This is a genomic window from Sphingobium sp. B2D3A (assembly GCF_025961795.1).
GTDB lineage: Bacteria > Pseudomonadota > Alphaproteobacteria > Sphingomonadales > Sphingomonadaceae > Sphingobium.
On sequence record NZ_JAOQOI010000001.1, the window covers coordinates 48038 to 73425 of the forward strand.

A 25388-nucleotide genomic window follows, 5' to 3' on the forward strand; every position below is an offset into this window, starting at 1 on the left:
CGAGCATGAACCGACTGAGCCAGATTTCCTCGATTGCCGTGCTCACCTTCATCCTTGCGGGATGCCAGGTGTCGCCCGATGCGGACAATCAGGCCAATGGCATGAACGCGGCGCAGGCGGACGAAGCCCTCGATAACGCGCTCAATGCCAATGACAGCGGCACCACTTCGGTACAGCCGGAATTTCTCGGCACGCTCGTTCCCCCTGCCCCTGGCGAGCAGGGCGGCCTACCCGATGACCGCACCCCGCTCAACGAGGCGGCCGCGCGCGTGCCGACCAGCGTTGAAGCCTCGGGCGCGACCATCCAGCTTTGGGGCCTCGCGCTGGCGCAGGGGCGCTTTGGCGATGCCTATAGGCTCTATGCCGATTCCGGGAGGGGCAGCGGCATGACGGAGGCGCAGTTTTCGAGCGCCTATAACCGCTACAGCGATGTGCAGGTTCTGGTCGGCCGTCCCCAGTCGACCGGCAATCAGCGCGTGAAGGTGCCGGTGCAGATGTATGGCCGGATGCGCGAGGATGGTCGCCCGTTCAACATGATCGGCACAATGACATTGGTGCGCAACCCCGGCGGACAGAAAGGCGAGAGCGGCCAGATGGCCTGGCTCATCGCGGAATCGGACCTCTCGCCGCGCGGCACGGTGAAGATCATCCCGCCGGGCGGCGAGACAGGCGCCGGCGCCATTCCGCAGGCCTTCCGAGGCAACTGGTCGTCCAGCGCGGCGGCGTGCGGCAAGCCCGGCGACAATATGCGGCTAGCGGTGGGCGCGGACGACCTCACCTTCTACGAGAGCGTCGGCAAGGTGACGCAAGCCCGCCCGCTCTCGCCCAATCGCCTGAGCGTCACCGCCACTTACTCGGGCGAGGGCGAAAGCTGGACGGATACGGCCGCGCTGACTCTCTCCGGCGGGGGCGACGTGTTGACCATCGGGTCCGTCAAGCGCGTGCGCTGCCCGAGCTAATGCCCCGCACGAGGCTGGCGCAATAGCAGGACATTTAGTTTGAAAAGCCGGGCAGAAAAATGTCCGGAATGAGAGCCTTGCCTGCGTCGGCGATCCGCTTTACGCCCGCCACCGCCGCCCTGTTTGTCAGACAGTATCCGCCTCCGAAGGGGCGGACATGCAGCGCCGGCAGGGAGAGGCGCGATGAGTCAAACCACGAGTCTGTTGGCAGGCCGGCTTCGCTGGGGCGTCCTCGCCGTGCTGTTTGGCGTCACCGTCATCAATTATGCGGACCGGGCGATCCTCTCGCTGGCGGCGCCCCTGATGACGCGCGATCTCGATATCGATCCGCTGCAACTCGGCATCGTCTTCTCGGCCTTTGGCTGGTCCTATGTCGCGGCGCAGCTCCCCGGCGGATGGTTGCTCGACCGATTTGGCGTTCGCCGGGTCTATCTCGTTGCCATTGTGGGCTGGTCGCTGTTCACGGCCGCGCAGGGCCTGGTGGTGTTCCTCTCCGGCGCCGCCGCCATCACCGCGCTCTTTCTGCTCCGGCTCCTCGTTGGTCTGGCCGAAGCCCCGTCCTTCCCCGGTAATGCGCGGATCGTCGCCAGCTGGTTTCCCGCCAGCGAACGCGGCCGCGCCACGGCCATTTTCACCTCCGCGCAATATTGCGCCACGATCCTGTTCGCGCCGATCATGGCCTGGATCATCGGGGTCATCGGCTGGCCGGAGGTCTTCCTGTTCATGGGCGGGGTCGGGCTGGTCGCGGCCATGGCCTGGGCGCGCACGGTCCACGAGCCGCATCGTCACCCGCGCATCCAGCCCGCAGAGCTGGCACTGATCGTCGATGGCGGCGCCTTGATCGAAAAGGCCGAACCGGCAGGCCGGCCGGATGGCGAGACGGCGCGGCACGTGCGGTCCCTCATTCTCGCCCCGTCGCTCTGGGGGCTTTATCTCCACCAGTTCTGCGTGAACGCCCTCACCTATTTCTTCATCACCTGGTTCCCGGTCTATCTCGTGCAGGAGCGTGGCCTCTCGATCATCGAGACCGGGCTGATGACCGCCATTCCATCGATCTGCGGCTTTCTTGGCGGCTTGCTGGGCGGCCTGTGGTCGGACTGGCTGCTCAAGCGCGGGCATAGCATGACGCTGGCCCGCAAACTCCCCATTGTCACCGGCATGATGGGTTCGCTCGCCATTCTCGGCTGCAATTACACCAGCGCGCAGACCATGATCATGATCTTCATGAGCCTCGCCTTTTTCGGCAAGGGCTTCGGCGCGCTGGGGTGGGCCGTCATGTCCGATATCGCGCCACCCGGTGCGGCGGGTTTGAGCGGCGGCATCTTCAACATGTTCGGCAACATGTCGTCCATCGTGACGCCGATCGTGATCGGCTTCATTCTGCAGCAGACGCAATCTTTCGAGCTGGTGCTGATCTTCCTCGCCGGCTGCGGCTTCACGGCCGCCTTCAGCCTGCTCTTCCTGTTCGGCAAGGTCGAGCGCATGAAAGCGCTCGCCCCTGCCGCTGGATAACCCGAAGCAATTTAGTCAGAGTTATTCATCGATCGGCTGCGGCTCGGGCAAGGCGTTGGTCGGCTTCGCACCCCACAACGCGTAGAACAGCACGTAGAGTTCGCACGCCGCCGTCAGCAGGAACGACATCTGAAGGCCATAGCTGTCCGCCAGCCAACCCTGCACGATGACCAGCGCGCCGCCGGCAATTGCCATGATCAGCAGCCCCGAGCCTTCCTCGGTCAACGGTCCCAGCCCCTTGATGCCGAGCGTGAAGATGGTCGGGAACATGATCGAGTGGAAGAAACCCACGAGGATCAAGGCCCACATCGCCGCCGGGCCGGTGGTGAAGACCGTGACCAGCATCACCACGAACGCACCGATGGAGAAGGCCGCCAGCACCGTCTCCGCCGGAATCTTCTGCATGATCGCCGAACCGACGAAGCGGCCGACCATCATCCCGCCCCACAGGAAGGTGAGGTAGCGACCGGCCTGCTCATGGGTGAGGTTGGCGATGTGCGGCTGACTGACGAAGTTCACGAACAGATTGGCGACGCCGATCTCGGCAATCAGGTAGATGAAGATCGCCGGCACGCCGAACACGAGATTGCGGTGCCGCCAGAGCGAGTGGTTGCGGCGCTCCTCCTTGCTCGCACGATTGGCGGCCGACCCCATGGCGGGCAACGGAAAGCGCGCAATGACGATGGCGAGCACGATCAGCACGACCGCGACGAGGCCATAAGGTAGGATCACCGATTGCGCATCGGCAAGGCGCTCCGCCTGGGTGAGCACAACGCCCGCTTCCGCCGTGCCGCCCTTGGAGCGACCGAGGATCAGATAGGCGCCGAACAAGGGCGCGAACATCGTGCCCGCCGAGTTCATGGCCTGCACGAGATTGAGGCGGGAGGATGCCGTTTCCGGCGACCCGACCACGGCGACATAGGGATTGGCAGCCACCTGCAGCAGCGTGATGCCGCTCGCGATGACAAAGAGCATGACGAGGGTGACGCCATAAGATGGCAGGCTGGCGGCGAGCATCATGCCCAGCGACCCCGCCGCCATCACCAGCAGGCCGACGACCAGCGACTTCTGATAACCGACCCGCTTGATCAGCCAGGCTGATGGGATCGACGCGACGAAATAGGCAATGAACCAGACCGATTCGATCAGCGTCGTCTGCGTATAATTGAGATCAAACACGCTGCGCAGATGCGGCAGCAGCGTGTTGTTGATGACGGTGATGAAACCCCACATGAAAAACAGGCTGGCCAACAGCACCAGGGCAGGGGTGTAATTGACCCCGCCGCTGTCCCTGCTCACCCCATTTGCAACCCCTGCCGGTCCGGCCATCGGCTCCATCCCCTCATCAATTTTGCCGGGGCGTTTTCGCCGGAATGTCGGCTTGCGTCAATGTCATTTGTCTGACTATAAACCCGCACAGCGCGGACAGAGACAAAAGGATTGGGGCAGGGATGCGAAGTGCATATTGGATAGCGATCATCTCCGGAACGCTGGCGATGGCGATGCCGGTTTCCGTGGTTCAGGCCGCCGAGGCGCACCGTGCGGCTGCCGGCACCCTCGCCGATGGCACCGCCATTGAGGCGATCACGCTCAAGAACGCGCAAGGCGTGGAAGCAAAGATCATCACTTATGGCGCCACGCTGCAGTCGCTGCTCGTCCCCGGGCGCGACGGCAAGCGGGCTGATGTCGTGCTCGGCTTCGACAGTGCGGCCCAATATGAGGCGCACCCCAATTATCTCGGTGTAACCGTCGGGCGGTTCGCCAACCGCATCGCCAATGGCCGGTTCGCGCTGGATGGCAAGACCTACCAGCTGACGCAAAATGACGGGACCAATTCGCTGCATGGCGGCGGCAAGGGCTTCGATCGCGCCGTGTGGAAGGTCGTCTCGGTGGAGAGCGGCCCGACCGCGCGTGTCGTGCTCGCTCATGTCAGCCCGGATGGCGACGCCGGCTACCCTGGCAAGCTGGACGTCACCACCACTTACACGCTGGATGAGAGCGGCGCGCTCGGCATTGCCTTCGAGGCCAGGACGGACAAGCCAACCATCGTGAACATGACCAACCATGCGCTGTTCAACATGGCCGGCGAGGAGTCACCCGGCGGCGCGCTCGACCAGTTGCTGACCATTCCCGCCAAGGCCTTCACGCCCGTCGATGCCAAGCTGATCCCCACTGGCGAGCTGCGCCCGGTGGCCGGCACGCCGTTCGACTTTCGCAAGCCGCGCCGCATCGCGCAGGACATTCGCGATGGCCGGGACGACCAGATCCGCGCCGGCCGCGGCTATGACCATAATTTCGCGCTCGACAAGGGCGTGACGGCCAAGCCCGAACTGGCCGCCCGCCTTGAAGACCCCGCCTCCGGGCGCGTCCTCGAAGTGCTGACGACCGAGCCGGGCGTGCAATTCTACGCCGGGAATTTCCTGGATGGCACAGTCCCCGGCAAGAGCAGCCGCCTGTATCGCATGGGGGATGGCATCGCGCTCGAACCGCAGAAATTCCCGGATGCGCCGAACCATCCCGATTTCATTTCCGCCCGCGTTGATCCCGGCAAGCCCTACCGGCATGCCATGATCTACCGCGTTTCAATCCAGCAGGGCACGCACCACAAATGACAGACCCAAAGGGCTCGCGCCTGCGCTCGCGCGCATGGTTCGACAATGACGACAATATCGACATGACGGCGCTCTATCTGGAGCGTTACCTGAATTTCGGGCTCAGCCTCGAGGAACTCCGCTCGGGCAAGCCGATCATCGGCATCGCCCAGACCGGCAGCGACCTCTCGCCCTGCAACCGCCACCATCTCGTGCTGGCCGAGCGGGTGCGCGAGGGCATTCGCGAGGCCGGCGGCATCGCCATCGAATTCCCCGTCCACCCCATTCAGGAGACGGGCAAGCGACCGACAGCCGGGCTGGACCGCAACCTCGCCTATCTTGGCCTGGTCGAGGCGCTGTACGGCTACCCGTTCGATGGCGTGGTGCTGACCACCGGCTGCGACAAGACCACGCCCGCCGCGCTGATGGCCGCAGCCACGGTGAACATTCCCGCGATTGCGCTCTCCGTTGGCCCGATGCTCAATGGCTGGCATGAGGGCGAGCGCACCGGATCCGGCACCATCGTGTGGAAAGCGCGGCAGATGCTTGCCGCCGGCGAGATCGATGATGAAGGCTTCATCAGGCTGGTCGCCTCCTCAGCCCCCTCAACCGGCTATTGCAACACCATGGGCACGGCCACGACCATGAACAGCCTTGCCGAGGCGCTGGGCATGATGCTGCCGGGCTCCGCCGCCATTCCCGCGCCCTATCGCGACCGGCAGGAAGTCGCCTGGCGCACCGGCAAGCGCATTGTCGAGATGGTGGCGGAAGACCTCAAGCCGTCCGACATTCTGACGCTCGACGCCTTTCACAATGCCATCGTGGTGAATTCGGCCATCGGCGGCTCGACCAATGCGCCCATCCACCTCGCGGCGATTGCGCGCCATATCGGCGTCGACCTGCCGCTCAAGGATTGGGAGCGGCTCGGCCACAAGGTGCCGCTGCTGGTCAACCTCCAGCCAGCCGGCGAGTATCTGGGCGAGGATTATTATCGCGCTGGCGGCGTGCCCGCCGTGGTCGCGCAGCTCATCCGCCACGGCCTGATCCGCGAAGGCGCGCTGACCGTGAACGGCGCCAGCATGGGCGACAATTGCCGGGATGCGCGGATCATGGACGAGCGCGTCATCCATCCGTTCGAGCAGCCGCTGGTCGAGGACGCCGGCTTTCTGGTGATGAGCGGCAATCTGTTCGATGCCGCCATCATGAAGACCAGCGTGATCAGCCAGGAATTCCGCGACCGCTACCTCTCCAACCCGGACGCGCCGGGCGTGTTCGAAGGCCCCGCCATCGTGTTCGACGGCCCGGAGGATTATCACAAGCGCATCGATGATCCGGCCACCGGCATTACCGAGAACACGCTTCTCTTCATGCGCGGCGCCGGTCCCATCGGCTATCCCGGCGCGGCAGAGGTGGTGAACATGCGCCCGCCGGCCTATCTCATTACGGAAGGGATCAGTGCCCTCCCCTGCATCGGCGACGGGCGCCAGTCCGGCACGAGCGCCAGCCCGTCGATCCTCAATGCCAGCCCGGAAGCGGCGGCCATGGGCGGCCTCGCCCTGTTGCGCGACGGTGACCGGGTGCGCATGGACCTGAATGCCTGCACGGTGGATGTGCTGATCGCCGACGCGGAGCTTGCCGAGCGCCGTGAAGCCCTGATAGCCAAGGGTGGCTATGCCTATCCCGCGTCCCAGACCCCATGGCAGGACATCCAGCGTTCGCTTGTCGGGCAGCTGGACAAGGGCGCGATTCTGGAAGGCAGCGAGCAGTTCCAGCGCATCGCGCAAACCCAGGGCCTGCCGCGCGACAATCACTAAGGCCGAAAGGGCAGCAGGATGACGGGCTGGCGGATCGTCGAGCGCGACGTGCGCGACGAGCTGGGCGAGGGGACGCTGTGGAGCGCGCGCGACAACGCGCTCTACTGGACGGACATTCTCGCGCCGGCTCTCAACAGGCTCTCGCTCGCCGATGGCACGGTCGACCGCTGGGCGATGCCCGAGCGGCTGGGCTGGGTGGTCGAGCGCGATCAGGGCGGTTTCATTGCCGGGTTCGCGAGCGGCTTTGCGCGGCTCTCGCTCGATCCCCTCACCATCGAGCCAATTGGCAACCCCGAGCCGCATCTGCCGGACAACCGTATGAATGACGGTAAGGCCGATGCCGGCGGGACGATCTGGTGCGGCACCATGCACAGCCGGATCGAGGGCGAAAGCGGCACGCTCTACCGGTTCACGCCGGATGGTCGCTGGACGCCGATGGACAGCGGCTACACCGTCACCAACGGCCCCGCCTTCTCAACCTGCGGCCGCTGGCTCTACCACACCGATACCATGCGCGGGCTCATCTACCGGTTCGCGCGCACGCCGGATGGTGGCATCGCCGACCGCGAGGTCTTCGTCCGCTTTGGCGAGGGAGATGGCGGGCCGGATGGCATGACCGTCGATGCCGAGGACGGGCTGTGGGTCGCGCATTGGGGCGCCGGCCGGGTGAGCCGCTTTTGGCCGGATGGCACGTTGGATCACAGCATTGCGCTACCCGCCTCCCAGATCACCAATATCGCCTTTGCCGGTGAGCGGCTCGACCGAATGTTCGTCACCTCTGCGGCGACCGGCCTGCCTCCGTCCGACTATGATGGCGCCCTGTTCGAGATCGAGACGTGGTTCAAGGGTGTCGCGCCGGGCCTCTTTCCGGCCTGACATCGACGCCAAGCCTCATCCGTCCTGCCCTGATCCTATTAGCGAGTAGCTATAACTTATAGCCTCACAGGCCGTTGCTTCTAACTGCCTCTCCGCATGACAAGGTGGTTCAAAATAGGGAGAGGAACGATGAGCTATTCAAGGAAGATGGCGTCCAAAGCCGCGTGGCATGGCGCCAGCCGGCTGATTATCGCGGCATGTGCGGGCATTGGGCTTTCCGCCGCGATGGCACAACAAGGCGCGAATTCGCAGCAGGCGTCGCCGCCGGTCGGCCCTGACTGGACCTATTATCCGCAGCCGACCAAGGCCCCCAAGGGTGCCCCCAATATCATCCTCGTCCTTATGGACGATGTGGGCTTCAGCGCCTCCACCTCTTATGGCGGCCCCATTCCGACGCCGGTGTTCGACAGTCTCGCTGCCTCGGGCCTGCGCTACACGCGCTTCCACACCACCGCCATGTGCTCGCCGACGCGCGCCGCATTGCTCACTGGCCGCAACCACCATGCCGTCGGCAACGCATCGATCTCCAACGTATCGATCGATGCGCCGGGCTATACCTCCGTGATGCCGGACAGCGCCGCGACGCTGGGCCGGGTGCTGCGCGATAATGGCTATGACACGTCTTGGTTCGGCAAGAACCATAATATCCCCGACTGGGAGACCGGGCCGATGGGTCCGTTCAAGCGCTGGCCGATCGGCCTGGGCTTCGATTATTTCTACGGGTTCAACGGCGCGGGTGCCGACCAGTTCAACCCAACCATTGTCGAGAATATCAACCCCGTGCGGCGCGACCGGACGGACGATAATTATATTTTCGACCGTGACATGACCGACAAGATGCTGGGCTGGCTGGGCGCGCAGCAGGCGCAGGACCCGAACAAGCCCTTCTTCCTCTATGTCGCGCCCGGCGCCATGCACGGCCCGCAGCAAGCCCCGGCCGATTGGGTGGCCAAGTTCAAGGGCAAGTTCGACATGGGCTGGGACAAAATGCGCGGCCAGATTTTCGCGCGTCAGAAAGCCATGGGCATCATCCCCAAGGACGCCCGCATGGCGCCGCCCCTGCCCGGCGTGCCGCGCTGGGATAGCCTGCCTGCCGATCAGAAGGCGCTTTACGCGCATATGATGGAAGTGGCCGCCGCGCAGCTTGCCTTCTTCGACGATCAACTGGGTCGCGTGATCGAGCGGGTGCGTCAGGATGGCGAGCTGGACAACACGCTGGTGATCTTCATCAACGGCGACAACGGCGCGGCGCTGCACAATATGTACGGCTCGATCAACGCTTACTCGCAGTTCGCTGGCATCAAGGAAACTCCCGAGACGCTGCTGCCGCAGAAGGACAAGTTCGGTACGGAGGAGAGCTTCGGCAACTATCCGGTCGGCTGGGGCTATGCGCTCAACACGCCCTACCCATGGGGCAAGACGGTCGCCTCCCAGCTCGGCGGGTTGCGTGTGGGGATGGTCGTCTCCTGGCCTGATAAGATCAAGGACAAGGGCGGCATCCGCACCCAGTTCAGCCATGTCATCGACATCGCGCCGACCATCTATGACGTGGTGGGGATCACACCGCCGGCCACGGTGGACGGTGTGGCCCAGCAGCCGATCGACGGCATTTCGATGAAGTACAGTTTCGATGCCCCCAAGGCCCCGTCGCAACGGCGCGAGCAGTATTTCGAGATGCTGGGGAGCCGCGGTTATTACAAGGATGGCTGGTTCGCCGGGACCGAGGTCAATTGGGAACCATGGGGACCGAACAAGACCGACCCGACCAAGGCCGGCTGGGAGCTGTATAATCTCAACGAGGACTGGTCGCAGACCCGCAATGTCGCCGCGCAGTATCCCGACAAGCTGGCCGAACTGAAGGCGGACTTCGAGGCGGCGGCCCAGAAGTTCCATGTCTATCCGCTCTCGGCCGACTTCTTCGAGCGGCTGAACTACAAATATCGCCCCAACGCCCTCGCGCCCGAGCGGACGCGCACTTATTATACGAGCGACATCCGCTATCCGGCCGTGACCTTCCCGGAACTCAACCCCAACTGGACTGCCGAAGCCCGCGTCAAACTCAGCGGATCAGCGGTCAGCGGGCCAATTCTGACCCAAGGCGCCAAGTTCGCGGGTTATACGCTCGCGATGGAGAACGGCGTGCCGGTCTTCACCTACAACCCCTCGGGCCGCGCGCAGGAACGCAAGGTCCTGCGGGGCACCCAGGCGCTCGGTGCGGGCGACCATGTGATCACCGCCCAGATCGCCCCGGCGAGCGAAGGGCTGACGATCTCGTTGCTAGTCGACGGCAAGTCGCAAGCAACAGCTTCGATCCCCCGCGTCATCAAGATCGTGACCGGCGAAGCGATGATCGGCCACGCGCTGATCGATGATCGCACGGGGCCGCTGAACTTCCCCGATACGATCGAGAAGGTGACGATCACCAGCTACTGAGACCAGCACTTGCCCATGGCCGCCTGCCTATCGGTGGGCGGCCATGTCATTTGGGGTATGCAGGCCGCTTAGCGGCCGCTGTTGACCAGCAGCAAAATGGCCACGATCAGGATCGCGAGTGCCTGGAAGGTCACGCGGCCCATCATCGCCTTGTTCTGGCGCAGGCTGGACTGGCTCGGGCCGGTGCCATCGCCTTTCAGCTCCGCCTCGGTCGTGCGCAGGAACGTCACAATGCCGCGAACGAGCATGAAAAGTGCGCCTAGCATGGCGAGCACCAGCAGGATGATCATGAGGGCATTGCCCATAGCTTGTCTCCTTGTGGCCCCGATTTAGGAGGCTTCGACCCTGATTCCAACCGGAAAGCGGCCAGCCTGCAAATCTTCGGCGAGCGCCGGGCCGGAAAGGCCCTGATCGCGCAGCTCCGCAAGGCTCAGGCCATCGGCGCGCTTGGCAAGGCGCTTGCCCGCCGCATCCACGATCAGCCGGTGATGCCGGTAGCGCGGACTGGGGAGGCCGAGCAGCGCCTGCAGGGTGCGATGGGCGTGGGTGGAGGCGAACACGTCCCGCCCCCGAATGACATGCGTGACGCCCTGTGCCGCATCATCGACCACCACCGCGAGATGATAGCTGGCTGGCCGGTCCCGCCCCTTGATGATCAGATCGCCCAACGCATCCGGCTCGACCGGGACGGTGCCGGCAAAATCGTCCTGCCAGACCAGCGGACCAGTGCGCGCCAGCGCCGCGCCCATATCCAGCCGCCAGCTATGCGGATTGCCTGCCGCGATCCGTGCCGCGCGCTCCTCCAGCGCCAGCGCGCGGCAGGTGCCGGGATAGAGCGGCCCGTCGGCGCCATGGGGGGCGTGAAGGCTCGCGGCCAGTTCTCGCGCGATATCGCCGCGCGTGCAGAAGCAGGGATAGACGACGCCCGATGCTTTGAGTCGGTCCAGAGCCTGCTCATAGGCATCGAAGCGCGTCGACTGGATCATCAGCCCGTCCCAGCCGATGCCCAGCCAGCGCAAGTCTTCGTAAATGCCCTCGGTAAATTCGGGCCGGCAGCGGGTGACGTCGGTATCCTCGATGCGCAGCAGGAAGGTGCCGGCATTTTCCCGCGCGAAGTCATGAGCCTGCAACGCCGACCAGCCATGGCCGATGTGCAGGCGCCCGGTCGGGCTCGGCGCGAAACGGGTCACCACATGTCGTGGAGAGTCGTTTTCCATCATACAAGGCCTTGACGAAGACTCATCGTCTCTGCTGTCATATGCACGTCACGCTTCTCTTGGAGAGAGTGCGGCGAAACGAAAGGGGCAAGAGCGCGCATGTATCATCCCGATCGAATACGCCATCCAGAAAATTGCCCGGCGCTCGTGTTGAACGCCGACTACACCCCGCTTTCTTATTATCCGCTGAGCCTCTGGCCCTGGCAAACCGCCATCAAGGCGGTTTTTTTGGATCGGGTGGACATCGTCTCCAGCTATGAGCAGGAAGTTCATTCGCCGAGTTTCCAGATGCAAATCCCCTCGGTGATCGCGCTCAAGCAATATGTGCGGCCGAGCGAGCATCCCGCCTTCACCCGTTTCAACCTCTTCCTGCGCGACAAATTCTCCTGCCAATATTGCGGATCGACCAAGGATCTCACCTTCGATCATGTCGTGCCGCGCCGCGCCGGTGGTCGCACGACCTGGGAGAATGTCGCCACCGCCTGCTCGCCGTGCAACCTCAAGAAAGGCGGGCGAACCCCGCGCGAGGCGCATATGCCGCTGCGCCAAATGCCGATCCGCCCGACGACCTGGCAGTTGCAGGACCATGGCCGCGCCTTCCCGCCCAACCATCTGCACGAGAGCTGGCACGACTGGCTCTACTGGGATGTCGAGCTGCTGGCCTGAGCCAGGGAACCCGTCTCCGCCCTGCCCCTTGCACGCGGCTCTGGAGCCGCTAAGAAGCCGCGATGGACCGTATCCTCATCCGCGGCGGCAAGCCGCTCTCCGGCAAACTCCCCATCTCCGGCGCGAAGAACGCCGCGCTGACGCTGCTGCCTTGCGCGCTGCTGACCGAGGAGCCGGTGACCCTGCGCAACCTGCCCCGTCTGGCGGACGTGGACAGCTTCGGCCATCTGCTCAACCAGCTTGGCGTATCGACCACCATCGAGGGATCCCGGCAGGAAGATTTCGGCCGGGTGATGACGCTCAAGGCCGCGCGCGTCACCTCATCGGTCGCGCCCTATGACATCGTGCGCAAGATGCGCGCCTCCATCGTTGTGCTGGGGCCACTGCTGGCGCGCACCGGCGAGGCGACCGTGTCGTTGCCCGGCGGCTGCGCCATCGGCAACCGCCCCATCGACTTCCACCTGCGCGCCTTTGAGACGCTGGGCGCGACGATCGAGATGGCCAATGGCTATGTCCGCGCCATTGCGCCGGATGGTGGCCTTAAGGGCGCGCTCGTTACCCTGCCCTTCCCCTCGGTCGGCGCGACCGAGAACACGCTGATGGCGGCGGCGCTCGCCAATGGCGAAACGATCATCGAGAATGCCGCGCGCGAGCCTGAGATTGTCGACTTGTGCGGCCTGCTTGTCGCCATGGGTTGCGAGATCGAGGGCATCGGTACGGACCGGATCGTCATCCACGGCAAGCAGCGCCGCTATGGCACCACCTATCGGGTGATGGCAGACCGTATCGAGGCGGGAAGCTATGCCTGCGCCGCTGCGATCACCGGCGGGGAGCTGGATCTGATCGGTGCCAATGCCGATGACATGCACGCGATCCTCAAGGGCCTGCGCGATGCCGGCGTCCACATTGAGGAAAGCAAGACCGGCATCAAGGTCGCGGCCGACGGCCCGCTGAAGCCCCTGACGCTGACAACGGCGCCGCACCCCGGCTTTCCCACCGACATGCAGGCTCAATTCATGGCGATGCTGACGCTGGCCGGTGGCGCGAGCGTGCTCACAGAGACGATCTTCGAGAACCGCTACATGCACGTGCCCGAGCTGGCTCGCATGGGCGCGGATATCACCGTGAACGGCCGCACCGCCGTGGTGCGCGGCGTGGAAAAGCTGACCGGCGCGCCAGTGATGGCGACCGACCTGCGCGCCTCGATGAGCCTGATCCTCGCCGGCCTCGCCGCACAGGGCGAAACCGTAGTGAGCCGCGTCTACCATCTCGACCGGGGCTATGAGCGGCTGGAAGAGAAACTGAGCGCGGTCGGCGCCGACATCGAGCGCGACAGCGACGGGTAAGCCCCCGCCGCAGGTCTGATGGGGCGGTCTGCACGGCGTTTTAATCGCTAATCTTTCGTCATTCCCGCGAACGCGGGAATGACGGTCATAGAAATCGGCGGATGACTCTGCCGCCGATCTTACCGGCAAAGGGGTAAGAGCGGCCCTCTCAGGCCGCCGTATCGATGCCCAGTTCCGCCAGCTTGCGGTAGAGCGTCGAGCGGCCGATGCCGAGGCGACGCGCCACTTCCGTCATGCGGCCGCGATAATGGCCGATGGCGAGGCGAATGACGTCGGCCTCGATATCGGCCAACGCGCGCAGATGGCCGTTCGGCTCGTAGAGCGTGACGCCGATGCCGCTTTCCTGCGCGTTGCGGACCATGGGCGTGACCTGCCCGTTCTCGCGCCGCACCGGCTCGCTCTGGTTGAGCTTGCCGGAGAGTTGCGGGAAATCCGCGGCCGTGAGGGCATCCCCCTCGCACAGCACAGCCGCGCGGAAGAGCGTGTTGTGCAACTGACGGACATTGCCCGGCCAATCGTGCAGGGCGAGCAAATTGATCGCCTCATTGGTGATGCCGAGGCTGCGCATCCCCGGCTGCGCCACCACGCGCTCCAGCAAATGACGCGCCAGCGCGGGGATATCGCCGCGACGATCCCGCAGCGGCGGAATGGTCAACTGGACGACGTTGAGGCGGTAATAGAGGTCTTCGCGAAAGCGCCCTGCCTCCACCTCGTCAAGCAGACGCTTGTTGGTCGCCGCGATCACGCGGACATCGACCTGACTGGGCAGGCGCGCGCCGACCGGCTGGATCTCGCCATCCTGCAGCACGCGCAGCAGCTTGACCTGCGCATCGAGCGGCAACTCGCTGATCTCATCGAGGAAAATGGTGCCGCCATTGGCGGTGCTGAACTTGCCGACATGCCGATCGAACGCGCCAGTAAAGGCGCCGCGTTCGTGGCCAAACAGGTCCGATTCGACCAGATTCGACGGGATCGCGCCGCAGTTGACCGTGACCATCGGCGCGCGGGCGCGCGGACTGGCGGCGTGGATGGCGTGGGCGATGACTTCCTTGCCGACGCCGCTCTCCCCCTCGATCAGGATAGGCACGCGGGCACGCGCCGCCTTGGCGGCGATGGCGAGGGCAGAGCGGAAGGTGGGCGAGGAGCCGACAATCTCGTCGAAGCCGAGCGGTGCGCGGTTCTTCTCGGTGAGCGGGCGCAGTTCACCCGCGCTGCCTGAATGGTTGAGCGCCGCCTGCAGCGCGCTCAGGAAACTGTCCGGCGCGATCGGCTTGATCAGGAAATCATGGGCGCCGGCCCGCATCGCATCCACCGCCCGCTCGGCAGAGCCATTGGCGGTGATGACCAGAACCGGCAATTGCGGGCGACGGACGCCGATGGCGCGGATGAGGTCGCTGGCCTCGCCTTCCTGCGTCCAGTCGTCGATCATCACGGCATTGATGCGCGCGCCTTCACGGGAATCGAGCAGCTCGAGCGCATCCTCGGCCGTGCTCGCGCTCATCGCACGCCAGCCTGCCCGATGCGCCATGGCAATATTGAGTCGGCGCTGCGCCGGCTCGTCGTCGACCAGCAGCAGAACAGGATTTTCGGGATCGGTCATGCTCTCTTCCGCTCGTTGCAGCCGCCGGAATTAAAGAGCGGGGGTAAAGAGGCTGTTAAGCCGACCTGTCTTTGCGGCAAGCTGCTTGAGGCCGCCAAATAATGCCGCTAGGACATTGCGAAGACGACAATCTGGAACAGGATAGCCATGGCGCACGAACAGGACATGAATCAGGCAACCGGCAGCTACAGCGGCTTCGTGACGCTGATGAAGTGGGGCACGATTCTCAGCGCAATCGCCGCGCTCATCGTCATCATGATCATCGCCTGATCCCTCCGAACGGGGGGATGTTCATGAAAATCGCCGTCATTCGCGAGACCGCCGCTGGCGAGCGGCGCGTGGCCGCGTCGCCTGAAACCGTCCGCAAGTTCAAGGCGCTCGGTGCGGAGCTGGCGGTGGAAACGGGCGCGGGCCTGTCTGCCAGCGTCTCCGATGCGGAGTATGAGGACGCTGGCGCTACGGTGACCGACCGGGCTGCCACCGTGCAGAACGCGGGCATTATCCTGTGCGTGCAGGGACCGGATCCCGAGAGCATTGCGGGCGCGGCGCCGGGCGCATGGCTGGTCGGATCGCTCAATCCCTTTGGCGAGCGCGCGCGGATCGATCGTTATGCGGCAGCCGGGCTGGAAGCGCTGGCCATGGAGTTCATGCCGCGCATCACGCGCGCGCAGAGCATGGACATTCTCTCCTCCCAGTCCAACCTCTCGGGCTACAAGGCGGTGCTGGACGCCGCTGCCGAATATGGCCGCGCCTTCCCGATGATGATGACGGCGGCCGGCACCGTGTCCGCCGCGCGCGTCTTCGTGATGGGTGTGGGCGTCGCAGGCCTTCAGGCCATCGCCACCGCCCGCCGGCTCGGCGCGCAGGTGAGCGCGACGGACGTGCGCGCCGCGACCAAGGAACAGATCGAATCGCTCGGCGCCAAGCCGATCTTCGTGGACGCGGTGAAGGGCATCGAGGGCGAAGGCAGCGGCGGCTATGCCACCGAAATGTCGCCGGAATATCAGAAAGCGCAGGCCGAGTTGGTCTCCAGCCATATCGCCAAGCAGGACATCGTGATCACCACTGCGCTGATCCCTGGCCGCGCGGCGCCGCGCCTGATCTCGGACGCGCAGATCGCGACGATGAAGCCGGGCAGCGTGATCGTGGATCTGGCTGTCGAGCAGGGCGGCAATGTCGAGGGCGCGGTGCCAGGCGAAATCGTGGAGCGCCATGGCGTGAAGATCGTCGGCCACCGCAACATGCCCTCGCGCCTCGCGGCGGACACCTCCGCGCTGTTCGCGCGCAATCTCTACAATTTCCTGTCCGCTTATTGGGACAAGGACGCCAATGCGCCGGTGCTGCCGGATGACGACGAGATCGTGAAAGGCATCCGCGTCACCCAGGGCGGCAAGGTGGTGAATGAGAGGCTGCAGACAAGCAGCACCTAGTCTCCATGGGAGGGGACCAGAATCATGGACTTCATTGCGGTTCTTTCGATCTTCGTGCTGGCCTGCTTCGTGGGCTATTATGTCGTGTGGTCGGTCACGCCCGCGCTGCACACGCCGCTGATGGCGGTAACCAACGCGATTTCCTCGGTCATCATCGTCGGCGCGCTCATCGCGGCGGCGGAGGCGGGCAATCCGCTGGCTGAGTGGCTGGGGCTGATCGGCGTGGTGCTGGCCTCGATCAACATCTTCGGCGGCTTTGCCGTGACCGAGCGGATGCTGGCGATGTACAAGAAGAAGGAGCGCAAGTGATGCTGGCGTTCCTGCCTGTCGGGCCGCTGGCGGCCCTCGCCTATCTCATTTCCGGCGTGCTGTTCATTCTGGCGCTGCGCGGCCTTTCCAACCCGGAGAGCAGCCGGCGCGGCAATCGCTTCGGCATGCTCGGTATGTTCATCGCCGTGGGCACCACCGTGGCGACGCATGATGCGGTGGCGATGCCGCGCATCGGCATCGCGATCATCATCGGCGGCGTGCTCGGTTTCGTGATCGCGCGGCGGATCGCCATGACGGCCATGCCACAGCTCGTCGCGGCCTTTCACAGCCTTGTCGGCCTTGCCGCCGTGCTGGTCGGCGTCGCCGCCTTCCTCAGCCCGGTGTCCTTCGGCATTGCTGACGAGCTGACCGGCGCGATCCATGCCGCCAGCCGCATCGAGATGGCGCTGGGCGTGGCGATCGGCGCGATCACCTTCTCGGGCTCGGTCATCGCCTTTCTCAAGCTCAACGGCAATATGAGCGGCAAGCCGATCCTGCTGCCGGGCCGCCATGTCATCAACATCGGCACGCTGCTGGCGATCCTCTTCTTCACCTACGGCTTCTGGCACAGCCAGGCGCCGATGGACTTCTGGATCATCCTTGTCCTCGCCTTCGTCATCGGCTTCCTGCTCATCATCCCCATTGGCGGGGCAGACATGCCTGTCGTGGTCTCGATGCTGAACAGCTATTCCGGCTGGGCGGCCGCCGCCATGGGCTTCACGCTCGGCAACAGCGCGATGATTATCACCGGGGCGCTGGTCGGCTCCTCGGGCGCGATCCTCAGCTACATCATGTGCAAGGCGATGAACCGCAGCTTCCTGTCCGTGATCGCCGGCGGGTTCGGCGCAGAAGCGGCGAGCGGCGATAGCGAGGCCAAGGAGCAGCGCCCGTGGAAGCGCGGCAGCGCGGAAGACGCGGCGTTCCTGATGAAGCAGGCGGACAGCGTCATCATCGTGCCCGGATACGGCATGGCCGTTTCCCAGGCGCAGCACGCGCTGCGCGAGATGGGCGATATGCTCAAGGCGGAAGGCGTGAGCGTCAAATATGCCATCCACCCGGTGGCAGGCCGCATGCCCGGCCATATGAACGTGCTGCTGGCCGAAGCCAATGTGCCCTATGACGAGGTGTTCGAGCTGGAGGACATCAACAGCGAGTTCGCGCAGACCGACGTTGCCTTCGTCATCGGCGCCAATGACGTGACCAATCCCGCGGCCAAGACGGACAAGTCCTCGCCGATCTACGGTATGCCGATCCTCGATGTGGCCAATGCCAAAACCGTGCTGTTCGTGAAGCGCTCCATGGGCGGCGTGGGCTATGCGGGGGTGGACAATGACGTCTTCTACATGGACAACACGATGATGCTGCTCGCCGATGCCAAGAAGATGGTCGAAGAGATCGTCAAGTCGCTCGGGCACTGACACGCAAGATGGAGTTTTGATGCGCAAGCTTGGACTGATCGGTGGCATCTCCTGGACGTCCACGGCCCGCTATTACGACCTCATCAACCGATCCGTGCAGCGCGAACTGGGCGGGCTGCACAGCGCGACGCTGCTGATCGACAGCCTCGACTTTGCCGATGTCGCCCGCTGCGCCTCGGCCAATGACTGGGATTGCGGGGCCGGCCACATGGTCGGCGCAGCCAAGCGGCTGCAGGCGGCCGGCGCGGAAGCGCTGATGATCTGCGCCAACAGCCTGCACAAGGTGGTGCCGCAGATCGAGGCGAGCGTGGACCTGCCGGTCATCCACATCATCGACGAGATTGGTGCGCGGCTGAAGGCGGACAAGGTGAAATCGGTCGCGCTGGTCGGCACCAGCAATGTGATGAGCGACCGCGATTATCGCCAGCATCTGGTGCAGGAGGGCGGCGTCTCACTGCTGCCCGCCGAGGCCGATCTGGCCGAGGGCATCGACAAGCTCGTCTATACCGAGCTGGCGGCCGGCATCATCACCCGCGAGGCCGAGCGCTACATGAAGACCGAGCTGACCAACATCGCCAAGGAGGATGTGCAGGCCGTGGTTCTCGCCTGCACGGAGCTCGACCTGATCGTGGACGTGAACGCCAATGTGCTGCCGATCTACGACAGCACGACCATCCATGCGGAGGCCGGCGCACGCTTCGTGCTGGGCAAATAGCCGGGCCGCTTTGGGCTTGTGCCGGGGTTCGCGCCGGGCGATACATACGGTCCTAATGGTTTGAAAGACCAAGCGAGAGGATCTGCCCGATGCAAGTCTCCCCGACCAAGATCTCGTTGCCTTTGATCGCCGCCGCGCTGCTGCTGAGCACCGCGCCTGCTTATGCCCAGATGCGAGCACTTAATGACGCGGTGGTGGCGCATCCCGACCCCGAATCGCTGTTCACGAGTCCCGACCCGAAGCTCCATCGCAACAAACAGGCCGCGCTCAAGATCGTGAAGGAGCTGCTGGAGGCCAATCACTGGGACCGCGCGCCCCTCTACCTCACCGATCGCTACATCCAGCATAATCCGATGGCGGGCTCCGGCCTTAAGGCCGTGATGGACTTCTTCATGAACGTCGCCAAGCGCACGCCCACGCCGATCCCTGAGAAGATGAAGACGCCGGTGGTGGCGGTGCAGGCCGAGGGTGATTTTGTGACGGTCAGCTTCGTGCGGGAAGTGCCCTATCCCAACGATCCTTCCAAGACATACACGACGACCTGGTTCGACATGTGGCGCTTTGTCGATGGCAAGGCCGACGAGCATTGGGACCCGGCAACGCTGCCTGCCGCCCCGCCGCCCGCAGCCGCCCCGACGGCGGCGCCTGCCGCGCCGTCCCAGCCCGTGCCGCCGCCGGCCGGCTGAACCATAAACAGGGAGAGGACAGATGACGACACGCACAACTCTGACCGGCGTGGCGCTGAGCGCACTCATGCTGGTCGTTCAGCCTGCCCCGCTGCTCGCGCAACATGCCGGGCATGGCGATCAGGCCGATCACGCCCGCATCCTGCAGGAAGTGCAGGACCGCACCCAGATCGAGAAGCTGATGTGGGATTATGTGCGCGCGGCCGACAGCTTGAATGCCGAGGCCTATGCCGCGCAGTTCACGCCCGACGGCGCGTTCAACGACGTCAAGGGCAGCGAGGCGCTGCGCAAGATGATCACCGCCATGAAGACCAGCCAAGAGGAGCGCCGGGCCAAGGGCGAGCATATCGGCGCGATGCACCACATGATGAGCAACCAGACCATCACCTTCATCGACCGCGACCATGCGCAGGTGAATTACTACTGGCAGACGGTGTTCGCCGACCGCGCGCTCAATCCTCCGCCGCGCCTCGCCGCCGCCGGTCGCGGACGCGACGACGTGGTGCGCGTTAACGGCAAGTGGCTGATCCAGCTGCGCAATGTCGCGGTAAAGGACTGACAGCGGAGGTCCGCCCGTGCAGCAACAGGTCGCCGTCATCACGCTGGGCATCGGCGATCTGGCACGCGCGCGGCGCTTTTATGGCGAGGGTTTCGGCTGGACGCCGGTGTACGAGGGGGAGGACATCCTCTTCTACCAGATGAACGGCTTCGTCCTCGGGCTTTGGGCGAAGGACGCGTTGGCGCAGGACATGCAGCGTCCGGTGGCTGGCCATGGCGCTGCTTCGGTGGCGCTGGCGCATAATGTCGCGACGCAAGCGGAGGTCGCGCCGCTGATTGCCCGGCTTGTCGAAGCGGGCGGCGAACTGCTGCGTGCCGCCGACGCGCCGCCCCATGGCGGGATGCGCGGCTATGTTGCCGATCCTGACGGCCATGCCTGGGAGATTGCGTGGAATCCGGCCTGGCCGATCGATGCCGAGGGGCGCGTGACCTTCGCGCTATAAGCAGGGGTCGAGCCGTTCGCGGACAATTATAGCCCCTCCCCTTCAGGGAAGGGTTGGGGTGGGGCTCAACGCCTACGAATGTTCGCAAAGCGAGCGATGCTGCGCATCGCCCCCACCCCCTCCCCCTCCCCTGAAGGGGAGGGGTTGATGGAGGTCAGCTTTCGGCCGGCTCCTTCGCAAGCAGGATCGGATCGTCCAGCCCCGCCGCCAGCGCATCCTCGACCGTCTCTAGCCAGATGAACTCCAGCTTCTCCCGCGCATTCGCGGGGATGTCGTCATAGTCGCGCTTGTTGCGGGCGGGCAGCATCACGCGGGTGATGCCGGCGCTCGCGGCGGCGACGACCTTCTCCTTGATACCGCCCACCGGCAGCACAAGACCGCGCAGGGAAATCTCCCCGGTCATCGAGGTATCGCTGCGCACCGTGCGGCCGGTGAGCAGGGAGGTGAGCGCCATGAACATGGCGACGCCCGCGCTTGGCCCGTCCTTGGGCGTGGCGCCAGCGGGGACATGGACGTGAATGTCGCTCTTCTCCAACAGCTCCGCCGAGACGCCGAGGCTGTCGGCTCGGCTCTTGAGCAAGCTCAGCGCCGCCTGCGCGCTTTCCTTCATCACGTCGCCGAGCTGGCCGGTGAGGATGAGCCGGCCGGAGCCGGACATCTTCGTTGCCTCGATGAACAGGATATCGCCGCCGACGGGCGTCCAGGCCATGCCGGTGGCAACGCCGGCCACGCTGGTGCGCTGCGCCACCTCATTCTCGAAGATGCGGTCGCCCAGCACCTCGTGCAGATCATCGACACCTATTGAGACCTGCGCGGCGCTGCCCTCGGCAATCCGCACGGCGGCGTTGCGGATGGTTTTGCCGATCTCCCGCTCCAGGTTCCGCACGCCCGCCTCGCGGGTGTAGTAGCGGATGATCTCGCTCAGCACGGCATCGTCCACCGTCACCTGCTCGGCCGTGACACCATTGGCGGCGAGTTGGCGCGCGACGAGATAGCGCTGGGCAATCGCCAGCTTCTCATCCTCGGTATAGCCCGAGAGGGTGATGATCTCCATGCGGTCGCGCAGCGGGCCGGGGATGGTCTCCAGCATGTTGGCGGTGGCGATGAACACCACGCGCGAGAGATCGAACGGCACGCCGAGATAATTGTCCCGGAAGCTGCCGTTCTGCTCGGGATCGAGCACTTCGAGCATCGCGGCCGAGGGCTCGCCCTGCACGCCGCGGCCCATCTTGTCGATCTCGTCCAGCATGATGACGCAATCGCGCCGCCCGGCCTTGCGGATCGCCTGAATGATGTTGCCGGGCATGGCGCCGACATAGGTCCGGCGGTGGCCGCGAATCTCCGACTCGTCATGCACGCCGCCCAGACTCACGCGCTCGAACGGGCGGCCCATGGCCCGCGCGATGGACTGGCCCAGCGAGGTCTTGCCGACGCCGGGCGGGCCGGCGAAGCACAGGATCGGCGCCTTGCCGCCGGGCGCGAGCTTGCGCACGGCGAGATATTCGACGATCCGCCGCTTGATCTTGTCGAGGCCATAATGATCCGCATCGAGCGTCTCGCGCGCCTTGGCGATGTCGATGGGCTGCTCCTCGGGAATGTCCCACGGCAGCTCCGTCAGCCAGTCGAGATAGGTGCGGATGATGCCATGTTCAGCGGCGGCCTCGGGCATCCGCTCGAGCCGGCGCAGTTCCTTGCGCGCTTCCTTCTCGACCGCCTCGGGCATCTTGGCGGCCTCGATCTTCTCGGTCAGCTCCGCGATCTCCGCCGCACGGCCATCATCCTCGCCGAGCTGGCGCTGGATGGCGGCCATCTGCTCACGCAGGATCGCCTCGCGCTGGCGGCTGGTCAGCGTCTCCTGCACGTCCTTGCCGATCTCGGCCGAGAGGCGCAACACCTGCAGGCGCTGCTCCAGCAGCCGTGAGACACGGTCCAGCCGCGCAGGCAGCGAGACAGTCTCAAGCAGCTCCTGCTTCTGGGTGGTATCCACGTCCAGATAGGCGGAAATGGTATCGGCCAGCGTCGATGCCGACGCGATGTTCTGGATCGCCTCAGCCAGACCCTGCGGCGCCTGCGGCAGCAGCTGCACCGTTTCCAGCGCCTGTTTGCGCACATGGATCAGCCGCGCCTCGACGTCCGGGGTCTTGTCCTCCTGCTCGGCGAGCTTCTCGACCCGCGCGACCATGAACGGCCAGCCTTCCAGAAACTCGACGATGCGAAAGCGCGTCTCGCCCTGCAGGATGAGGTGATGGGTGTCATCGGGCGCCGTCACATAGCGCAGCACATTGGCGAGCGTGCCCATGGCGTGCATGTCCGCCGGGACCGGCGCGTCCACGCCCGCATCGCGCTGGGTGAGCACACCAATTGGCAGGCTCTCGCGCACCGCAGCCTGTGCGGCGTTGACCGAGACGGCCCGGCTGAGCGCCAGCGGCATCACCACATCAGGGAACAGCACGAAGCCGCGCACGGGGACGATGATGATCGCATCCTCCGGCAGCGGGCGGAAAGGCTGCGTCTCGCCGGGCGCGGCGCCCTGGGGCTGCGCGGCGCCGGTGGACGTGGGATTGGCGGTGTTCGTGGTCAGAACGTCCATCAGAAGCGGCCTCCATCGACCTTGCTGAGCGTAACGAGCAGGCAGCCATTCACGGCGGCGCGACGCACGCCGTGATACTGGCCGCCGGGGAGCGGCAGGCGGCGCTCGAAGCGGCCCTGCGGCAATTCGAGGCGATGAATGCGCGCGGTGCGCAGCTCCGGCGGCAGGATGCGCTGGCCGCGCACGATGAGCACGCCATCCTCGATGAACGCCTCCGCCTTCTCTGCATCGACGCCGGGCAGCGCGACGATGGCCAGCACCTCATGCGCGGTCTCAATCATGTCGGCGGGCGGCTCCCAGGCCGGCGGACCGCTGGCGGCGCGGACGGGCGCGTAATTCTGCTGCTGCAGGCGTTGCATACGATCCAGCAGGTCGACCGCATCGGCCCACATCCAGTGCCTGTTCCGCGAAGTCATGCGCGCCCCCTTCCCCTTGGACCACCGGGCGAGATGCGCGGCGTGCATCCAATAAGGTTGCTCGCCGGACCGATTTCAAGCCCGGCAGGAGGGCGCGGGGAAAGCCCGGGCAGCAATCAGCTGCCGGTCAGCACCGCAGGCAGATGCACGGGCGCGTTCGGCCCGAGCGGCAGGTCAAGGAGCGTCCAGCCGGCGAGCAGTGCCCCGCCAAAGAGCAGCAGCCAGAGGGAATAAGGCAACATGACCGCCGCGAGGCTGCCAAGGCCGAAGCTCGGCACCCAGCGCTGGCAATAAATGAGGATCAGCGGGAAATAGACCATCAGCGGCGAGATGATGTTGGTCGCCCCATCGCCGACCCGATAGGCGGCCGTCGTCGTCTCCGCACTGATCCCGAGCAGCATCAGCATCGGTACCAAGACCGGGGCAAGCAGCGCCCATTTGGCGCTGGCCGAGCCGACGAACAGATTGAGCACGGTGGTGAACAGCACGATCAGGAGCAGCAGGACCGGCGTCGGCAAGGCGACGGCCTGCAGACCGCCGGCGCCGTGAATCGCGAAGATGAGGCCGAGATTGGACCAGCCGAACATCGCCACGAAATGCGCCGCCGCGAAGGCGAGGACGAGATAATAAGCAAGGTCGCCCATCGCCCCGCTCATCATCTTCACCACGTCGCGATGATCGGCGATGGTGCCCGCCGCCTTGCCATAGGCCCAGCCGCCGGCAAGGAAGAGCAGGAAGAAGGCGCCGACCAGCGACTGGTAGAAAGGCGTCAGTCGCGCCTCCGGCACCACTGCATTTGCATCGACCAGTGGCGCACCCGGCATCAGCGCCATGATCGCCCAGAGTGCGACCACCGCCAGCATCGCCAGGCCGCCATGGCGCAGGCCCTTGCGCTGCGCGGTGGTGAGGCGCTGTTCGGCGGTGGCATCCGGCGTGCCCGCGATCATCGCCGCCTTGCCCTGCGGCACATAGCCGCCAAGGCGTGGCTCGATGATCCGGTCGGTGACGTACCAGATGACCGGGATGTAGAGGATGAGCAAAGCGGCCATGAAGAACCAGTTGCCGGCAATCTTCATCTGCCAGTCGGCATCCAGCAACTGCGCGGCCTGCTGTGTGATGCCGAAGAGCAGCGCGTCGAGCTGGCCGGGCAGGAGATTGGCCGAGAAGCCGCCGGACACGCCGGCAAAGGCGGCTGCGATCCCGGCGACGGGATGGCGACCCGCCGCCGCATAGATGATGCCGGCCAGCGGCACGAGCACGACATAGGCCGCATCCGCCGCGAGATTGCCCATCATCGCAACGAAGGCGACCATCGGCGTGAGCAGCGCGGCCGGTGCATTGGCGACACTGGCGCGCATGGCAGTGCCGAACAGGCCGGAGCGCTCGGCCACGCCCGCGCCGAGCATCACCACCAGCACATAGCCGAGCGGATGGAAATGGGTGAAGGTGGCGGGCATCTCGACCCACAGGCGGCGGATATTCTCGGCCCCGAGCAGGCTCTGGGCGGTGATCGTTACCGGCGCGCCGGTTTGCGCATCGACCTGCGTCGGGTGCACGGCCGACAGGCCGGCCAGCGCGGCGACGAGCGAGATCAGTACCAGCGCGAGGATCAGGTAGAAGAAGATGAACACCGGATCGGGCAGCTTGTTGCCCGTCCGCTCGATCCAGCCGAGGATACCCTTTGGTGCGCTGTCCGTCCCCGCCTGTGCCACGAGCCCTCGCTATGTGATTGTGATCGCTTGGCTTGTGCTAACCCGACGGCGCGAGTGGGGCAAGGCGGGTGGTGGGCTGGAGGCGATCCAGTGCTCC

23 protein-coding genes are annotated in these 25388 nt (G+C 65.2%); 16 read left to right on the top strand and 7 right to left on the bottom strand.

The features are described from left to right. Nucleotides 1–5: 5 nt before the first annotated feature. A complete protein-coding gene (locus M2337_RS00255) occupies nucleotides 6–959 on the top strand; it encodes a hypothetical protein (protein WP_264571209.1) in 954 nt (317 codons plus the stop codon). A 183-nt stretch (nucleotides 960–1142) separates the two neighbouring features. After that, a complete protein-coding gene (locus M2337_RS00260) occupies nucleotides 1143–2471 on the top strand; it encodes an MFS transporter (RefSeq protein ID WP_264571210.1) in 1329 nt (442 codons plus the stop codon). Nucleotides 2472–2492: 21 nt separating this feature from the next. Here M2337_RS00260 and M2337_RS00265 read toward each other — a convergent pair whose 3' ends face one another. Then, nucleotides 2493–3800 (bottom strand): sugar MFS transporter, encoded by a 1308-nt coding sequence (locus tag M2337_RS00265; RefSeq protein WP_264571211.1) that lies wholly within the window; start codon nucleotides 3798–3800, stop codon nucleotides 2493–2495. Between the two features lie 173 nt (nucleotides 3801–3973). On the opposite strand from M2337_RS00265, the gene M2337_RS00270 reads away from it, so the two are divergent. From M2337_RS00270 to M2337_RS00285, 4 genes are all read left to right on the top strand, one after another. After that, complete coding sequence (locus tag M2337_RS00270) at nucleotides 3974–5083, top strand: aldose epimerase family protein (RefSeq protein ID WP_264572300.1); 1110 nt, start codon at nucleotides 3974–3976, stop codon at nucleotides 5081–5083. Next, nucleotides 5080–6876: an IlvD/Edd family dehydratase gene (locus M2337_RS00275; protein WP_264571212.1), complete on the top strand. Its 1797-nt coding sequence runs from the start codon at nucleotides 5080–5082 to the stop codon at nucleotides 6874–6876. The genes M2337_RS00270 and M2337_RS00275 overlap by 4 nt, the downstream gene beginning before the upstream one ends. 18 nt (nucleotides 6877–6894) lie before the next feature. Then, complete coding sequence (locus M2337_RS00280; RefSeq protein WP_264571213.1) at nucleotides 6895–7752, top strand: SMP-30/gluconolactonase/LRE family protein; 858 nt, start codon at nucleotides 6895–6897, stop codon at nucleotides 7750–7752. 129 nt (nucleotides 7753–7881) lie between these two features. Beyond that, nucleotides 7882–10185: an arylsulfatase gene (locus M2337_RS00285; RefSeq protein WP_264571214.1), complete on the top strand. Its 2304-nt coding sequence runs from the start codon at nucleotides 7882–7884 to the stop codon at nucleotides 10183–10185. Nucleotides 10186–10253: 68 nt separating this feature from the next. Here the strand turns inward: M2337_RS00285 and M2337_RS00290 are convergent, their stop codons facing one another. Continuing rightward, nucleotides 10254–10490: a twin transmembrane helix small protein gene (locus M2337_RS00290; RefSeq protein ID WP_181560534.1), complete on the bottom strand. Its 237-nt coding sequence runs from the start codon at nucleotides 10488–10490 to the stop codon at nucleotides 10254–10256. Between the two features lie 24 nt (nucleotides 10491–10514). Next, nucleotides 10515–11405, bottom strand: a complete 891-nt coding sequence (gene gluQRS, locus M2337_RS00295; RefSeq protein WP_264571215.1) for a tRNA glutamyl-Q(34) synthetase GluQRS — start codon at nucleotides 11403–11405, stop codon at nucleotides 10515–10517. Nucleotides 11406–11501: 96 nt separating this feature from the next. Between gluQRS and M2337_RS00300 the strand changes: the two genes are divergently transcribed. Beyond that, nucleotides 11502–12068 (top strand): HNH endonuclease, encoded by a 567-nt coding sequence (locus tag M2337_RS00300; protein WP_264571216.1) that lies wholly within the window; start codon nucleotides 11502–11504, stop codon nucleotides 12066–12068. A gap of 62 nt (nucleotides 12069–12130) precedes the next feature. Next, nucleotides 12131–13414: a UDP-N-acetylglucosamine 1-carboxyvinyltransferase gene (murA, locus tag M2337_RS00305; RefSeq protein ID WP_264571217.1), complete on the top strand. Its 1284-nt coding sequence runs from the start codon at nucleotides 12131–12133 to the stop codon at nucleotides 13412–13414. 148 nt (nucleotides 13415–13562) lie between these two features. Here the strand turns inward: murA and M2337_RS00310 are convergent, their stop codons facing one another. Then, nucleotides 13563–15014 (bottom strand): sigma-54-dependent transcriptional regulator, encoded by a 1452-nt coding sequence (locus M2337_RS00310; RefSeq protein WP_264571218.1) that lies wholly within the window; start codon nucleotides 15012–15014, stop codon nucleotides 13563–13565. A gap of 147 nt (nucleotides 15015–15161) precedes the next feature. On the opposite strand from M2337_RS00310, the gene M2337_RS00315 reads away from it, so the two are divergent. The 8 genes from M2337_RS00315 to M2337_RS00350 all read left to right on the top strand — a co-directional run bounded on the left by M2337_RS00315 (nucleotide 15162) and on the right by M2337_RS00350 (nucleotide 20573). Continuing rightward, nucleotides 15162–15284: an aa3-type cytochrome c oxidase subunit IV gene (locus M2337_RS00315; RefSeq protein WP_181560539.1), complete on the top strand. Its 123-nt coding sequence runs from the start codon at nucleotides 15162–15164 to the stop codon at nucleotides 15282–15284. A gap of 23 nt (nucleotides 15285–15307) precedes the next feature. After that, nucleotides 15308–16444 (top strand): Re/Si-specific NAD(P)(+) transhydrogenase subunit alpha, encoded by a 1137-nt coding sequence (locus M2337_RS00320; protein WP_264571219.1) that lies wholly within the window; start codon nucleotides 15308–15310, stop codon nucleotides 16442–16444. 24 nt (nucleotides 16445–16468) lie between these two features. Next, nucleotides 16469–16753 carry an NAD(P) transhydrogenase subunit alpha gene (locus M2337_RS00325; RefSeq protein ID WP_181560541.1) on the top strand — a complete coding sequence of 95 codons (285 nt, stop codon included), beginning with the start codon at nucleotides 16469–16471 and terminating at the stop codon, nucleotides 16751–16753. After that, nucleotides 16753–18171, top strand: a complete 1419-nt coding sequence (locus tag M2337_RS00330) for an NAD(P)(+) transhydrogenase (Re/Si-specific) subunit beta (protein ID WP_264571220.1) — start codon at nucleotides 16753–16755, stop codon at nucleotides 18169–18171. Before M2337_RS00325 ends, M2337_RS00330 begins: the two co-directional genes overlap by 1 nt. Nucleotides 18172–18190: 19 nt before the next feature. After that, nucleotides 18191–18886, top strand: a complete 696-nt coding sequence (locus M2337_RS00335; RefSeq protein WP_264571221.1) for an aspartate/glutamate racemase family protein — start codon at nucleotides 18191–18193, stop codon at nucleotides 18884–18886. A gap of 89 nt (nucleotides 18887–18975) precedes the next feature. Beyond that, nucleotides 18976–19572: a nuclear transport factor 2 family protein gene (locus tag M2337_RS00340; RefSeq protein ID WP_264571222.1), complete on the top strand. Its 597-nt coding sequence runs from the start codon at nucleotides 18976–18978 to the stop codon at nucleotides 19570–19572. A 22-nt stretch (nucleotides 19573–19594) separates the two neighbouring features. Next, complete coding sequence (locus tag M2337_RS00345; RefSeq protein ID WP_264571223.1) at nucleotides 19595–20131, top strand: nuclear transport factor 2 family protein; 537 nt, start codon at nucleotides 19595–19597, stop codon at nucleotides 20129–20131. Nucleotides 20132–20147: 16 nt separating this feature from the next. Next, nucleotides 20148–20573 carry a VOC family protein gene (locus tag M2337_RS00350; RefSeq protein ID WP_264571224.1) on the top strand — a complete coding sequence of 142 codons (426 nt, stop codon included), beginning with the start codon at nucleotides 20148–20150 and terminating at the stop codon, nucleotides 20571–20573. 154 nt (nucleotides 20574–20727) lie between these two features. Here the strand turns inward: M2337_RS00350 and lon are convergent, their stop codons facing one another. The 3 genes from lon to M2337_RS00365 form a co-directional block, all read right to left on the bottom strand. Next, a complete protein-coding gene (lon, locus tag M2337_RS00355) occupies nucleotides 20728–23163 on the bottom strand; it encodes an endopeptidase La (RefSeq protein WP_264571225.1) in 2436 nt (811 codons plus the stop codon). After that, the gene (locus M2337_RS00360; RefSeq protein WP_264571226.1) at nucleotides 23163–23579 is read right to left on the bottom strand and encodes an Hsp20/alpha crystallin family protein; all 417 of its coding nucleotides are present in this window, start codon (nucleotides 23577–23579) and stop codon (nucleotides 23163–23165) included. The genes lon and M2337_RS00360 overlap by 1 nt, the downstream gene beginning before the upstream one ends. 116 nt (nucleotides 23580–23695) lie before the next feature. After that, nucleotides 23696–25291 carry an AbgT family transporter gene (locus tag M2337_RS00365; RefSeq protein WP_264571227.1) on the bottom strand — a complete coding sequence of 532 codons (1596 nt, stop codon included), beginning with the start codon at nucleotides 25289–25291 and terminating at the stop codon, nucleotides 23696–23698. Nucleotides 25292–25388 lie beyond the last annotated feature (97 nt).